Below are 13,333 nucleotides of genomic sequence, written 5' to 3'. Positions count from 1 at the left end.
CCTCAGCCGAAGAAGTTCCGTACGTGCTCCAGGCCGTCGATCAGAGCGTCGATCTCGCCCGGCGTGGAGTACAGATAGAACGACGCCCGCGTGGTCGCAGGAATTCCGTAGCGCAGACAGACCGGCCGCGCGCAGTGGTGACCGACGCGGACGGCGATGCCCTGCTCGTCGAGGACCTGGCCCACGTCGTGCGGATGGATGTCACCGAGTGTGAACGAGATCGCGGCGCCGCGGTCCTCGGCCGTGGTGGGGCCGATGATCCGCAGGTCGGGCACGTCCAGGAGCCGCTTGACGGCGTACTCCGTGAGCGCGTGCTCGTGCTGTGCGATCCGGTCCATCCCGATGGCGTCGAGATAGTCGACGGCCGCGCCCAGCGCCACCGCCTGCGCGATGGGCGGGGTGCCCGCCTCGAACTTGTGCGGGGCGGGCGCGTAGGTCGAGGAGTGCATGGACACCGTCTCGATCATCTCGCCGCCGCCGAGGAACGGGGGCAGGTCCTCCAGGAGCTCCTGGCGGCCCCACAGCACCCCGATACCGGTCGGACCGCACATCTTGTGGCCGGTGAAGGCCACGAAGTCCGCCTGGAGCGCCTGGACGTCCATCGGCATGTGCGGAGCGGCCTGCGAGGCGTCGATGAGGACGAGCGCGCCGACCTGCTGGGCACGGCGCACGATCGCCTCGACCGGGTTGACCGTGCCGAGGATGTTGGAGACCAGCACGAAGGAGACGATCTTCGTCTTCTCCGTGATGACCTCCTCGATGTTCGACAGGTCGAGACGGCCGTCGTCGGTGAGGCCGAACCACTTCAGCTTCGCGCCGGTGCGCTGCGAGAGCAGCTGCCACGGGACGATGTTGGAGTGGTGCTCCATCTCCGTGATGACGATCTCGGTCTCGTGGTCCACCCGGTAGGGCTCGTCGGCCCAGCCCAGCATGTTGGCCACGAGGTTCAGCGACTCGGAGGCGTTCTTGGTGAAGATCACCTCGTCGCGGCTGGGCGCGTTGATGAACGCGGCGACCTTGTCACGCGCGCCCTCGTACAGCGCGGTGGCCTCCTCGGCCAGCACATGGACACCGCGGTGCACATTCGCGTTGTGCTGCTCGTAGTACTCGGAGATCACGTCGAGGACCTGGCGCGGCGTCTGGGACGTGGCCGCGTTGTCCAGGTACACCAGCTTCTTGTCGCCGTGGATCACCCGGTCCAGGATCGGGAAGTCCTTGCGGATCGCCTCGGTGTCGAGGAGGCCGGAGAGCCCCTGTCGGGCCACAGTCACGCGGATGCGCCACCCTTCACGTAAGCCTCGTAGCCCTCGTTCTCCAGCTTGTCGGCGAGCTCGGCGCCGCCGGACTCGACGATGCGGCCGCCCGAGAAGACGTGGACCTGGTCGGGCTTGATGTACCGCAGGATGCGGGTGTAGTGCGTGATGAGGAGGGTGCCCACCTCGCCGGTGCCGCGGACGCGGTTGACGCCCTCGGAGACGACCCGCAGGGCGTCCACGTCGAGGCCGGAGTCGGTCTCGTCGAGGATCGCGATCTTCGGCTTGAGCAGTTCCAGCTGAAGGATCTCGTGGCGCTTCTTCTCGCCGCCGGAGAAGCCCTCGTTGACGTTGCGCTCGGCGAAGGCCGGGTCCATGTGGAGCCGCTGCATGGTCTCCTTGACCTCCTTGACCCACGTCCGCAGCTTGGGGGCCTCACCGCGGATGGCGGTGGCGGAGGTGCGCAGGAAGTTGGAGACGGAGACGCCGGGGATCTCGACGGGGTACTGCATCGCGAGGAACAGGCCGGCGCGGGCCCGCTCGTCGACGGACATCTCCAGGACGTCCTCGCCGTCGAGGGTGACGGTGCCCCCGGTGATCTGGTACTTGGGGTGACCGGCCAGCGAGTAGGCGAGGGTCGACTTGCCGGAGCCGTTGGGGCCCATGATGGCGTGCGTCTCGCCCTGCTTCACGGTCAGGTCGACGCCCTTGAGGATCTCCTTCGTGGCGTTGTCGGCCTCGACGGTGACGTGCAGGTCTCGGATTTCAAGCGTTGCCATGGGTGCCTCAGGACTCCTGGGAAAGGGAGACGAGCACGTCGTCCCCTTCGATCTTTACGGGGTATACGGGAACAGGGCGCGTCGCGGGAAGGCCGGACGGCTTGCCGGTGCGGAGGTCGAAGCTGGAGCCGTGCAGCCAGCACTCGATCTGACAGTCCTCCACCTCGCCCTCGGAGAGGGAGACGTTCGCGTGCGAACAGATGTCGTGGATGGCGAACACCTCGCCCTCGGTACGGACGACCGAGACCGGCGTGCCGTCGAGCTCCACCCTCTTCGGGGTGTCGTCCTCCAGCTCGCTCACTCCGCAGGCGCGTACGAACGTCATGCGACCGACGCCTCCAGCTCCTCTTCGATCCGGGTGATCAGCCGCTCCTCGACGTCGGGCAGGCCGATCTGCTGGACCAGCTCGGCGAAGAAGCCGCGCACCACGAGACGGCGGGCCTCCTGCTGGGGGATGCCGCGGGCCATCAGGTAGAAGAGCTGCTCGTCGTCGAAGCGGCCGGTGGCGGAGGCGTGTCCGGCGCCGACGATCTCACCGGTCTCGATCTCCAGGTTCGGCACGGAGTCGACCCGGGCACCGTCGGTGAGGACGAGGTTCCGGTTCATCTCGTAGGTGTCGGTGCCCTCGGCCCTGGCCTCGATCAGCACGTCACCGATCCACACCGCGTGCGCGCCGTCGCCCTGGAGCGCGCCCTTGTAGACGACGTTGGACTTGCAGTGCGGGGTGTTGTGGTCGACCAGGAGACGGTGCTCCTGGTGCTGGCCCCGGTCGGTGAAGTACAGACCGAACAGCTCGGCCTCACCACCGGTGCCCGCGTAGGCGACCCGGGGGTGGAGACGTACGAGGTCCCCGCCGAAGGTGACGACGACCGACTTGAACAGGGCGTCCCGGCCGATCAGCGCGTTGTGCTGGGCGACGTGGACGGCCTCGTCGTCCCAGTCCTGCACGGAGACGACGGTGAGCTTGGCCCCGTCACCGAGGACGTAGTCGACGTTCGTGGCGAGGACGGCGTCACCGGTGTGGTCGACGACGACCACGGCCTCGGCGAAGGCGCCCAGCTCGACGACCTGGTGGCCGAACGCGGTACCGCTCTCGCCGTGGACCGCGATCCGCACCGGCTCGGTGAGGACGGTGTCCTTGGGGACGGTGATCACGGACGCCGTCTCGAAGGACGAGTACGCCTGCGCGGCGACCCGGTCGACGGGCGTGCCGGCCCGGCCGAGGCGCGCGTCGTCACGGCCGACGGTCTCGACGACGACACCCTCGGGGGCCTCGACGGTGACCTTGACGGAGCCGGTCGCGACGGCGGTGCCGTCGTGCAGTCCGCGCAGCCGGTCGAGCGGCGTGAACCGCCACTCCTCCTCACGGCCGTGGGGCACGGGGAAGTCCGCCACGTCGAAGGACGGGGGCGCGCTCATGCGGGTGGCGACGGTCGACTCGGCCGCCACCGCGATGGCGCCGGCGGTGGTGGACCCCACCGGGAGATTCTGAGCCTCAGCCATGGCTGTCGTAGTGCTCGCTTTCTGGGATAAGACGTGACGCTGCGGGGGTCCGGGGGCCGGACCCCCGGGACGGCGGGGCGGCCGGGGTCAGCCGACCGCGCCCTCCATCTGGAGCTCGATCAGCCGGTTCAGCTCAAGGGCGTACTCCATGGGGAGCTCCTTGGCGATCGGCTCCACGAAGCCGCGCACGATCATCGCCATGGCCTCGAACTCGGTGAGGCCGCGGCTCATCAGATAGAAGAGCTGGTCCTCGGAGACCTTGGAGACGGTCGCCTCGTGCCCCATGGAGACGTCGTCCTCGCGGACGTCGACGTAGGGGTAGGTGTCGGAACGGGAGATCGTGTCGACGAGCAGCGCGTCGCACAGGACGTTCGACTTGGAGCCGGGCGCGCCCTCACCGATCTCGATCAGACCGCGGTAGGAGGTGCGGCCACCGCCCCGGGCCACCGACTTGGAGACGATGTTCGAGGAGGTGTTGGGGGCCATGTGGACCATCTTGGCGCCCGCGTCCTGGTGCTGGCCCTCGCCCGCGAAGGCGATGGACAGCGTCTCGCCCTTGGCGTGCTCGCCCATCAGGTAGACGGCCGGGTACTTCATGGTGACCTTGGAGCCGATGTTGCCGTCGACCCACTCCATGGTCGCGCCCTCGTAGGCCACGGCGCGCTTGGTGACCAGGTTGTAGACGTTGTTCGACCAGTTCTGGATGGTCGTGTAACGGCAGCGGGCGCCCTTCTTCACGATGATCTCGACCACCGCGGAGTGCAGGGAGTCCGACTTGTAGATCGGCGCGGTACAGCCCTCGACGTAGTGGACGTAGGCGTCCTCGTCGACGATGATCAGCGTCCGCTCGAACTGGCCCATGTTCTCGGTGTTGATCCGGAAGTAGGCCTGGAGCGGGATCTCGACATGCACGCCCTTGGGGACGTAGATGAACGAGCCGCCGGACCACACGGCCGTGTTCAGCGACGCGAACTTGTTGTCGCCTACGGGGATGACCGTGCCGAAGTACTCCTTGAAGAGCTCCGGGTGCTGCTTGAGGGCGGTGTCGGTGTCGAGGAAGATGACGCCCTGCTCCTCCAGGTCCTCACGGATCTGGTGGTAGACGACCTCGGACTCGTACTGCGCGGCGACACCGGCGACCAGGCGCTGCTTCTCCGCCTCGGGGATGCCGAGCCTGTCGTACGTGTTCTTGATGTCCTCGGGCAGGTCCTCCCAGGACTCCGCCTGCTTCTCCGTGGAACGCACGAAGTACTTGATGTTGTCGAAGTCGATCCCGGACAGGTCCGAGCCCCAGCTGGGCATGGGCTTCTTCTCGAACAGCCGCAGCCCCTTGAGGCGGAGCTTGGTCATCCACTCCGGCTCGCTCTTCTTGCCGGAGATGTCCAGGACGACGTCCTCGTTGAGACCGCGCTTCGCCGCGGCACCGGCCTCGTCGGAGTCGGCCCAGCCGTATTCGTACGTGCCAAGGCCATCGAGTTCGGGGTGGGCGGTCTCCGTGGGGAGAGTCATGCGGGGTTCCTCCCGGCCGTGCTTGCTGATGGGTCTCGCGCTGTTCGGGGCGCTGTCTTGGGTGATGCCTGGTGCGGCGCCCGCGGTGGTTCCCGCGGTTCCGTCCCGTCCGGCCCCTCGGGGGCGGCCGGCACGTTCGGGATGTACGTGGTGCAGACGCCGTCGCCGTGGGCGATGGTCGCCAGTCGCTGGACATGGGTCCCGAGCAGCCGCGAGAAGATCTCGGTCTCGGCCTCGCAGAGCTGCGGGAACTGTTCCGCGACATGGACGACCGGGCAGTGGTGCTGGCACAACTGCTCGCCGCGCTGCCGACCGGGCGCGCTTCGCGCCGTAGCAGCGTACCCGTCGGCGGTCAGGGCCTTCGCCAGGGCCTCCGTACGCTTGTCCGGGGGCGCGGCCTCGACCGCGGCCCGGTACGTCTCGGCGAGGGACTCGATCCGGTCCCGCGCGAACGCGGCGACCGCGGCCTCACCGGCGGCTCCGCCACCGGCGGCCCGCGCGATCCAGCGCAGCGCCTCGGAGGCGAGCTCGTCGTACGACTGGTCGAAGGCGTCCCGGCCGCATTCGGTCAGGGCGAACACCTTGGCGGGCCGGCCCCGGGTACGGGCCCCGTAGACCCGCTGGTCGCGCGCCGCGACGACATCGTCGGTGACGAGTGCGTCGAGGTGGCGGCGGACGGCGGCCTGGGTGAGGCCGAGGCGGCCCGCGAGGTCGGCCACGGTCGACGGGCCGTGGTCCAGGATGGAGCGCGCGACCCGGTTGCGTGTGGAACGCTCACCGGTCGCGGACTCCTCCTGAGGGCCTCCCTGCGGAGTCACCCGGGCCTCGCCGACGTATTTCACAACGCCATTGTTGCGTAAATCCCCGAGCCCGGACAAGCAACCCAGGTCAGCGGGCACGGTGGCCTTGGTCACTAAGGGTTACCTAACCGGGGTCGGTCTGCTAAAGGACCCGCCACGCCACCGGCCCCGCGCTCCCCGGCCCCCGCTCCCCCGCCGCCCCCCGCCGCCCGGGTCCGGAACCGGGCCGGGCGCGGCGTACCGGCCCCGGCGGGTCACCCCGGTGGCCCCGGCACCCCTGGCCGCTCCCTAGACTTCCGACCCATGCGAAGCGAGCCCGTCCTCCAGGTCCACGGACTGGTGAAACGGTACGGAAAGAAATCCCCCAGGGCCGCCGTCGACGGGCTCGACCTGGTCGCCGAGGCCGGGATCACCGCCGTGCTCGGACCCAACGGCGCCGGGAAGACCACCACCGTGGAGATCTGCGAGGGCTACCGCCGCCCGGACGCGGGAACCGTACGGGTCCTCGGGCTCGACCCGGTCCGCCAGGCCGCGGACCTGCGGACCCGGATCGGGGTGATGCTCCAGTCGGGTGGTGTGTACTCCGGCGCCCGCGCCGAAGAGATGCTGCGGCATGTCGCGGGGCTCCACGCGCACCCCCTCGACGTCCCCGCCCTGATCGACCGGCTCGGCCTCGGCGGCTGCGGCCGGACCACCTACCGGCGGCTGTCCGGCGGCCAGCAGCAGCGCCTCGCCCTCGCCATGGCCGTCGTGGGCCGCCCGGAGCTGGTCTTCCTCGACGAGCCCACCGCCGGACTCGACCCGCAGGCCCGCCGCGCGACCTGGGACCTGGTGCGCGAACTGCGCGCCGACGGGGTCTCCGTCGTCCTCACCACCCACCACATGGACGAGGCCGAGCAGCTCGCCGACGATGTCGCGGTCATCGACGCGGGCAAGGTCATCGCCCACGGCTCGCCCGACGAGCTGTGCCGGGGCGGCGCCGAGAACACCCTGCGCTTCTCCGGACGCGCCGGACTCGACCTCGTCTCCCTGCTGAAGGCGCTCCCCGTCGGGAGCCGGGCCGACGAGCTGAGCCCGGGGGCGTACCGCGTGACCGGCGACATCGACCCGCATCTGCTCGCCACCGTCACCTCGTGGTGCGCCCAGCACGGGGTGATGCCCGACCGGATCTCGGTGGAGCGGCACACCCTGGAAGACGTCTTCCTGGAACTGACCGGCAGGGAGCTGCGCTCATGACCGCCCGGACCAACACCACCCCCGGGGTGCCCGTCGGCGCCCCGGTCGGCCGCGGCACCCACACCCCCCGTCCGGGCAGCGCCCCGCTGGCCCGCATGATCGCCTCGCAGGCCGCCCTGGAGACCAGGATGCTGCTGCGCAACGGCGAACAGCTGCTGCTCACGGTGATCATCCCGGCGCTGCTGCTCGCCCTGTTCAGCTCGGTCGACATCGTGGACACCGGCGCGGGCGAACCCGTCGACTTCCTCGCGCCCGGGGTACTGGCACTCGCGGTGATGTCGACGGCGTTCACCGGCCAGGCCATCGCCACCGGCTTCGAACGGCGCTACGGGGTGCTCAAGCGGCTGGCCGTGTCCCCGCTGCCGCGCTGGGGCCTGATGACCGCGAAGACGCTGTCCGTCCTGGTGGTCGAGGTGCTCCAGGTGGCGCTGCTCACCGCCATCGCGTTCGGCCTCGGCTGGTCGCCCGAGGGCAGTCCGCTGACCGTGCTGCTGCTGCTCGTGCTCGGCACCGCCGCGTTCTCGGGCCTCGGACTGCTGATGGCCGGCACCCTCAAGGCGGAGGCGACGCTGGCCGCCGCGAACCTGGTGTTCCTGCTGCTGCTGGTCGGCGGCGGGGTGGTGGTCCCGCTGGACCGCTTCCCGGAGGCCTCCCGCGCGGTGCTGGAACTGCTGCCGATCGCGGCACTGTCCGACGGGCTGCGGGACGTCCTGCGGGACGGGGCCGGGATGCCCTGGGCCGATCTCGGGACACTCACCGTCTGGGCCGTCCTCGGACTCGGGGCGGCGGCACGGTTCTTCCGCTGGGAATGAGCCGGGAACAGGCCGGGAACAAGACCCGCCAGGCCGGACCGTCCCCCTCGTGAAGCCGTGCACAAGCTGCCGCTTACGATGGTGCGCGTGCCAAAAGTGACCCGAGCCGAGCTCGCTCAAGCCGCGCGCAACCCGCTGGCCTACATCGCCGCACGCTGGACCCCCACCACCGCGACGGTCCGGCGCGCCGCCCTCTCGTCGCTGGTGATGATGGTCGTGATCGTGGTCACGGGCGGTGCCGTCCGGCTCACGGGCTCCGGCCTCGGCTGCCCGACCTGGCCCAAGTGCACCGACGACTCCCTGACCGCGACCAGCGAGATGGGTCTGCACGGATACATCGAGTTCGGCAACCGGCTGCTCACGTACGTGCTGTGCGCGGCGGTCGGCTGGGCGATCGTCGCCGCCCGCTCGCAGAAGCCGTGGCGCCGCAGCCTCACCCGGCTGGGCTGGGCGCAGTTCTGGCTGGTCATGGGCAACGCCGTGCTCGGTGGCATCGTTGTCCTCGTCGGCCTCAACCCGTACACCGTCGCCGCGCACTTCCTGTTGTCGACCGCGCTGATCGCGGTGGCCACGGTGATGTGGCAGCGCACCCATGAGGGCGACGGCGTCCCGCGTCCGCTGGTCGGCAAGGCCGTCCAGCAGCTCGTCTGGGTGATGGTCGTGGTGACCGGACTGCTGATCGCCGTCGGCACGGTGGTGACCGGTGCGGGACCGCACGCGGGCGACTCCAGCGATGTGCCCCGGATGGACGTCGACTGGGAGATGGTCACCACGCTGCACGCGGTCCTCGCGTGGGTCGTGGTGTCGCTGACGTTCGCGCTGTGGTTCGTGCTGAAGGCGGTCGACGCGCCGAAGGGCCCGCTGGCGCGCACCCGGGAGCTGTTCGTGGTGCTGATGGCCCAGGGCGCCATCGGGTACGTCCAGTACTTCACCGATCTGCCCGAGGTGCTGGTCGGCGCCCATATGCTCGGCTCGTGCCTGGTGTGGATCGCCACCCTGCGGGTGCTGCTGGCCCTGCGGGAGCGGCCCGAGGAGACGGTACGGGTGCCCGCCCAGGCCGATCCCGAGTTCACGGCCGTCTGACGCCAGGACTCACAGGTCGTACACGCGCCGGGCGTTCCCGGCGGCGATCAGTCCCGCGACCCGCCGCGCGTCGGCGCGGGACCAGGCACCCTCACGCACCCAGGCGCCCAGCAGTTCGCCGAGCGCCGTGCGGAAGAGCCGGGTCCCCACGACGTACAGCTCCGGCAGACCGTAGCCGTCGGTGGAGAAGAGGAGCTTGCCGAACGGGGTGAGCTCCAGCATCTCCGCGAGGACGTCCCGCGCGCGGGCGCCGGTGTGGGTGAGGGCGAGGCCCATGTCCGCGTAGACGTGCGGGAACACGGCCGCGAGATATCCCGCGCCCCGGTGGTACGGGTAGCCGTGCAGCAGCACCAGGTCGCAGCCGCGTCCGGCGGTGGCCTTCACGAAGTCGGTGAGCAGCAGCGGGTCCGCGCGGTCCAGCCGCAGATCGGGGTCGCCGAAGCCGGTGTGCAGTTGCAGGGGCAGTCCGGTGGTGACCGCGCTCCACAGCAGATGCCGCAGCAGCACGGGGTGGGTGAGCCGGCCGGCCGGGCGGCGGCCGGTGAGCCACTGTCCGGCGGCCCGCAGCACCTCGGGGGCGGTCGGCGGTTCGGGGGCCAGCCCGAGGCCGTACCGGTAGGCGGCGACCGACTTGAACCCGGCGGCGGTCCGCGCGGCACCGTGCAGCGCCTGTGCGAGATCGGTGACGAACGACGCCGCGCCGCCGGAGGTGTCCGCCACCCGCTCGGCGAGATGTTCCAGCCGGACGATCTCCCGGGACCGGCCGCCCGCGGTACGGGCGAGTTCCTCGGGTCCGGTGAGATCGCCGGGCAGCCCGGTGTCGACGAGGAACATCCCGATGCCGGTGTCCCCGAGGAGTCTGCGGCCCGCCTCGTACGCGCCGAGTTCACGGCGCCGGGCGAGATAGCGGGCGGGCGGCGCGTGCGGGTCGAGGCCGAGCAGCGGGGGGCACCAGCGGCGGACGGCGAAGCCGGTCTGGGTGTCGAAGAAGCTGGTGCCGGGCGCGGCGGGCGCGTCGGACTCGGACAGGAACGCCTCGAACGAGCCGATGCCGAGGTCGCCGCGCAGCACCCCGTGGCAGTGGTGGTCGACCAGCGGCGGCAGCTCCAGCATCAGTACCGCCACCGGGTCCCGGCGGCGATCTCGTCCGGGGCGCGGCCCGCGAAGTCCTCCGACTCGGCGCGGCGCACGGCGAGCACCGCCTCGTACAGCACCTCCCCCATGGCCTCGCGCAGCACATCGGACGCCTCCAGCTGCCCGATCGCCTCGTCCGGCGAGAGCGGGAGCCGGGGTACGCCGGTGAGCGTGGCCGGGTCGCCGACGACCGGTTCGGGGAGCTTCGCGTCCTCCGCGACGCCCGCGAGTCCGGCGGCGATGACGCTCCCGGCGAGGAGGTACGGGTTGGCGGTGGCGTCGAAGCACTTCAGCTCGGCGTGTCCGTCGCCGGGCACGAGCCGCAGCGCGGCCTCGCGGTTCTCGACGCCCCAGCAGCGGTAGGCGCCCGCCCAGCGCGAGGGTTCGAGACGCAGCCCGCTCGCCGGGGTGCCCGCGCCGACGGCGACCAGCGCGGGCAGCCGCTCCAGGACGCCGGCGAGGAACGCCGCCGCGTCGGGGGCGAGCCCGTACGGGGCGGTGGGGTCGCGGTGCAGCGCGGTGGTGCCGCGGTGCAGGCTGAGGTGCAGATGGCACCCGTTGCCGACGCCGCCCGCGAGGAACGTGGGGGCGAAGGAGGCGCGCAGTCCGTGCCGTGCGCTGACCCCGCGGATCGTCTCCCGGACGAGGACCACGTCGTCGGCCGCCGCGACCGGGCCGTCGGCGGGGGCGGTGGAGACCTCGAACTGCCCGGGCGAGTACTCGGGGTGGAACTGGAGGACGCGCACGCCCTGTTCGTCGAGGGCGCGGACGAGGTCACGGCCGTAGTCGGACAGCTCCACGACCCGGCTCATCCCGTACGCGGGGCCGGTGGTGGGGCAGCTGCCGTCGGGCCGCCGCAGGGTCCACTCCGTCTCGTAGCCCATCGACAGCCGCAGTCCGAGGGCGGCGGCGCGGTCCGCCATCCGGCGGGCGAACAGCCGCTGGCAGGAGGCGTAGACCCGGCCGTCCTGCTCGTAGCGGTCGGCGGGCGACCAGGCCCAGCCGGGCTGCGCGGTGAGCGGGACGAGCCGGTCCAGGTCGGGGAAGAGCCGCAGGTCGCCGTCCGGGCCGCCCAGATGCGGCGAGGTGACCATCCGGTCGGCGGAGGTGTACACATCGAAGCAGGGGGCCATGCCGACGCCCCGTTCGGCCACCTGGGGGAGCCGGGCCAGCGGGAAGGTCTTGGCCCGGCAGATCCCCGCGTTGTCGACGATGGTCATGGCGACCATCTCGACACCGCGGGCCGCGAGTTGCGCCGCCCTGGCCTCCGCTTCCCCGTCCGCCGCCGTCCGCCTGTCGCTGGCACCCATGACCCGACTCCTCGCCTCACGCGTTGACCTCTGCCACCTTCTCCCACTTAACGCGGGCGACGCGAGGGAGTTGTGCGGGGCCGGTGGGCCGGCGGGGCGGGGTTGGCCGGGAGTGCGGGGCCGGGTGGCCGGGAGTCATGTGTTCCGCGGGCCGCCCAGCTGGATTCCGGCCATGCGGGACCACTCGTAGGGGCCGGTGCGGACCTTGGCGGCGAAGTCGCCGTCGAAGGATTCGTGGACGGTGACACCCGACCGGCGTACGGCATCCTCCGCGACCGTCATGGACGGGGCGACGAGATCGCCCCATCGGCCGTCGTCACCGACGAGGACGATACGGGCGCCCTTGCGGCCGAGGTAGGCGATCTGGGCCCCGGCTCCGCCGTGCGCCTCGGCGAAGGCACGGATCTCCTTGACGAGGCGTGCCGTCCGCCGGGGTGGCCTGTCGGCCGGACCGGAGGGGGACGGTGCCGCGGGGGCGGGGGCCGGGGTGGGCTGCGTCTCTGCCATGAGCCGAGCCTACCGACGGGTAGGGGCGGGGGGAACGTGGCCTTCCCCACGGGCCGCCTTCGCTTGCGCCTCCCAGGTCCGTCCGACGGGACGCCCTTCGTTCCTGTGCCGTCGCCCGTGGGTTTCGCGCAGTTCCCCGCGGGTCGCCTTCGCTTGCGCTTCCCGGGTCTGTCCGGCGGGACGCACTTCGTTCCTCGCCCGTCGCTCGGTGGGTGCGCAGTTCCCCGCGCCCCTGGATGCTGCCTCTTGCTGTCGCTCGTCGGGTGCGGGCCGGTTCTCGTCTTCGCGCAGTTCCCCGCGCCCCTTTGGGGCGCGTTCTGCTTGTTCTTCGGGTCGGGGCCGGTCGGGATTCTCCGTCCTCGATCCGACACGCTCGGTACGACGTACGTGTGGTCCTACTGAAGAGCATCGGAGTCTGCGAGCAGAGATTCCCGCCCACCCCCTCCCGCAGCCGAGCGCCTGCACGAGGAGGATGGTTCAACCCCGTCCCCGCAGACGGAGAACAGCCCCAGGTGGCGCCCCCAAAGGGGCGCGGGGAACTGCGCGAGCAACCAAGGGCCAGCCGCACCCGAACGGCTACCGCAAGTGGCGCGACCCCAGGGGCGCGGGGAACTGCGCACCCACCGAGCGACGGCACAGGAACGAAGTGCGCCCCGCCGGACAGACCTCGGAAGCGCGAGCGAAGGCGACCCGCGGGGAACTGCGCACAGACGAGGGCGGACCCGCACCCGAAGAGCGACCGCAAGGGGGCAGCATCCAGGGGCGCGGGGAACTGCGCGAAACCCACGAGCGACGGCACAGGAACGAAGTACGCCCCGCCGGACAGACCTCGGCGGCGCAAGCGAAGGCGACCCGCGGGGAACTGCGCACAGACGAGGGCGGACCCGCACCCGAACAGCGACCGCAAGAGGGCGGCATCCAGGGGCGCGGGGAACTGCGCACCCACCGAGCGACGGCACAGGAACAAATGCGCCCGGCACAGGAGACCTCGGCGGCGCGAGCGAAGGCGACCCGCGGGGAACTGCGCACAGACGAGGGCGGGCCCGCACCCGAACAGCGACCGCAAGAGGGCAGCATCCAGGGGCGCGGGGAACTGCGCACCCACCGAGCGACGGCACAGGGACAAATGCGCCCAGCCGGACGGACCTGGGAAGCGCAAGCGAAGGCGACCCGCGGGGAACTGCGCACAGACGAGGGCGGGCCCGCACCCGAAGAGCGACCGCAAGAGGGCAGCATCCAGGGGCGCGGGGAACTGCGCACCCACCGAGCGACGGCACAGGGACAAATGCGCCCGGCACAGGAGACCTCGGCGGCGCGAGCGAAGGCGACCTGCGGGGAACTGCGCACCCACCGAGCGACGGCACAGGAACGAAGTGCGCCCCGCCGGACGGACCTGGGAAGCGCGAG

12 protein-coding genes are annotated in these 13,333 nt (G+C 71.3%); 3 read left to right on the top strand and 9 right to left on the bottom strand.

Going from position 1 to position 13,333, the window contains the following annotated elements; translation table 11 throughout:
- Positions 1-2: 2 nt before the first annotated feature.
- The 6 genes from OG711_RS30050 to OG711_RS30025 all read right to left on the bottom strand — a co-directional run bounded on the left by OG711_RS30050 (position 3) and on the right by OG711_RS30025 (position 5,886).
- Positions 3-1,271 (bottom strand): cysteine desulfurase, encoded by a 1,269-nt coding sequence (locus OG711_RS30050; protein WP_446749966.1) that lies wholly within the window; start codon positions 1,269-1,271, stop codon positions 3-5.
- Complete coding sequence (sufC, locus tag OG711_RS30045) at positions 1,268-2,032, bottom strand: Fe-S cluster assembly ATPase SufC (RefSeq protein WP_073790786.1); 765 nt, start codon at positions 2,030-2,032, stop codon at positions 1,268-1,270. Before sufC ends, OG711_RS30050 begins: the two co-directional genes overlap by 4 nt.
- Before the next feature lie 7 nt (positions 2,033-2,039).
- A complete protein-coding gene (locus OG711_RS30040; protein WP_073790789.1) occupies positions 2,040-2,357 on the bottom strand; it encodes a non-heme iron oxygenase ferredoxin subunit in 318 nt (105 codons plus the stop codon).
- The gene (gene sufD / locus OG711_RS30035) at positions 2,354-3,535 is read right to left on the bottom strand and encodes a Fe-S cluster assembly protein SufD (RefSeq protein WP_073790791.1); all 1,182 of its coding nucleotides are present in this window, start codon (positions 3,533-3,535) and stop codon (positions 2,354-2,356) included. Before sufD ends, OG711_RS30040 begins: the two co-directional genes overlap by 4 nt.
- Before the next feature lie 87 nt (positions 3,536-3,622).
- The gene (gene sufB, locus OG711_RS30030; RefSeq protein ID WP_073790793.1) at positions 3,623-5,044 is read right to left on the bottom strand and encodes a Fe-S cluster assembly protein SufB; all 1,422 of its coding nucleotides are present in this window, start codon (positions 5,042-5,044) and stop codon (positions 3,623-3,625) included.
- Entirely contained in the window at positions 5,041-5,886 is an 846-nt protein-coding gene (locus OG711_RS30025; protein ID WP_073790795.1) for a helix-turn-helix transcriptional regulator, read from the bottom strand. Before OG711_RS30025 ends, sufB begins: the two co-directional genes overlap by 4 nt.
- Positions 5,887-6,147: 261 nt before the next feature.
- On the opposite strand from OG711_RS30025, the gene OG711_RS30020 reads away from it, so the two are divergent.
- The 3 genes from OG711_RS30020 (at position 6,148) to OG711_RS30010 (ending at position 8,975) form a co-directional block, all read left to right on the top strand.
- Positions 6,148-7,080 carry an ABC transporter ATP-binding protein gene (locus OG711_RS30020; RefSeq protein WP_266514055.1) on the top strand — a complete coding sequence of 311 codons (933 nt, stop codon included), beginning with the start codon at positions 6,148-6,150 and terminating at the stop codon, positions 7,078-7,080.
- A complete protein-coding gene (locus OG711_RS30015) occupies positions 7,077-7,892 on the top strand; it encodes an ABC transporter permease (protein ID WP_329561617.1) in 816 nt (271 codons plus the stop codon). Before OG711_RS30020 ends, OG711_RS30015 begins: the two co-directional genes overlap by 4 nt.
- Before the next feature lie 78 nt (positions 7,893-7,970).
- Positions 7,971-8,975, top strand: coding sequence for a COX15/CtaA family protein (locus tag OG711_RS30010; RefSeq protein WP_329561615.1), 1,005 nt, complete (start codon positions 7,971-7,973; stop codon positions 8,973-8,975).
- Between the two features lie 9 nt (positions 8,976-8,984).
- On the opposite strand, the gene OG711_RS30005 is transcribed toward OG711_RS30010, so the two are convergent.
- The 3 genes from OG711_RS30005 to OG711_RS29995 all read right to left on the bottom strand — a co-directional run bounded on the left by OG711_RS30005 (position 8,985) and on the right by OG711_RS29995 (position 11,926).
- The gene (locus OG711_RS30005; RefSeq protein WP_073791631.1) at positions 8,985-10,088 is read right to left on the bottom strand and encodes an amidohydrolase family protein; all 1,104 of its coding nucleotides are present in this window, start codon (positions 10,086-10,088) and stop codon (positions 8,985-8,987) included.
- Positions 10,088-11,419 carry a glutamine synthetase family protein gene (locus OG711_RS30000; RefSeq protein ID WP_329561613.1) on the bottom strand — a complete coding sequence of 444 codons (1,332 nt, stop codon included), beginning with the start codon at positions 11,417-11,419 and terminating at the stop codon, positions 10,088-10,090. Before OG711_RS30000 ends, OG711_RS30005 begins: the two co-directional genes overlap by 1 nt.
- A gap of 135 nt (positions 11,420-11,554) precedes the next feature.
- Positions 11,555-11,926 carry a hypothetical protein gene (locus OG711_RS29995; protein ID WP_329561611.1) on the bottom strand — a complete coding sequence of 124 codons (372 nt, stop codon included), beginning with the start codon at positions 11,924-11,926 and terminating at the stop codon, positions 11,555-11,557.
- Positions 11,927-13,333: the final 1,407 nt, after the last annotated feature.

Origin of the sequence: Streptomyces uncialis (assembly GCF_036250755.1) — a bacterium.
In the GTDB taxonomy this organism is placed as follows: Bacteria; Actinomycetota; Actinomycetes; order Streptomycetales; family Streptomycetaceae; genus Streptomyces; species Streptomyces uncialis.
This window is presented reverse-complemented; position numbering and strand designations above follow the sequence as displayed.

Coding starts and splice junctions, on each gene's coding strand:
- OG711_RS29995 (WP_329561611.1), bottom strand. CDS start 11,926: ATGGCAGAGACGCAGCCCACCCCGGCCCCCGCCCCCGCGGCACCGTCC.
- sufD (WP_073790791.1), bottom strand. CDS start 3,535: ATGGCTGAGGCTCAGAATCTCCCGGTGGGGTCCACCACCGCCGGCGCC.
- OG711_RS30005 (WP_073791631.1), bottom strand. CDS start 10,088: ATGCTGGAGCTGCCGCCGCTGGTCGACCACCACTGCCACGGGGTGCTG.
- sufC (WP_073790786.1), bottom strand. CDS start 2,032: ATGGCAACGCTTGAAATCCGAGACCTGCACGTCACCGTCGAGGCCGAC.
- OG711_RS30015 (WP_329561617.1), top strand. CDS start 7,077: ATGACCGCCCGGACCAACACCACCCCCGGGGTGCCCGTCGGCGCCCCG.
- OG711_RS30000 (WP_329561613.1), bottom strand. CDS start 11,419: ATGGGTGCCAGCGACAGGCGGACGGCGGCGGACGGGGAAGCGGAGGCC.
- OG711_RS30020 (WP_266514055.1), top strand. CDS start 6,148: ATGCGAAGCGAGCCCGTCCTCCAGGTCCACGGACTGGTGAAACGGTAC.
- sufB (WP_073790793.1), bottom strand. CDS start 5,044: ATGACTCTCCCCACGGAGACCGCCCACCCCGAACTCGATGGCCTTGGC.
- OG711_RS30010 (WP_329561615.1), top strand. CDS start 7,971: ATGGTGCGCGTGCCAAAAGTGACCCGAGCCGAGCTCGCTCAAGCCGCG.
- OG711_RS30040 (WP_073790789.1), bottom strand. CDS start 2,357: ATGACGTTCGTACGCGCCTGCGGAGTGAGCGAGCTGGAGGACGACACC.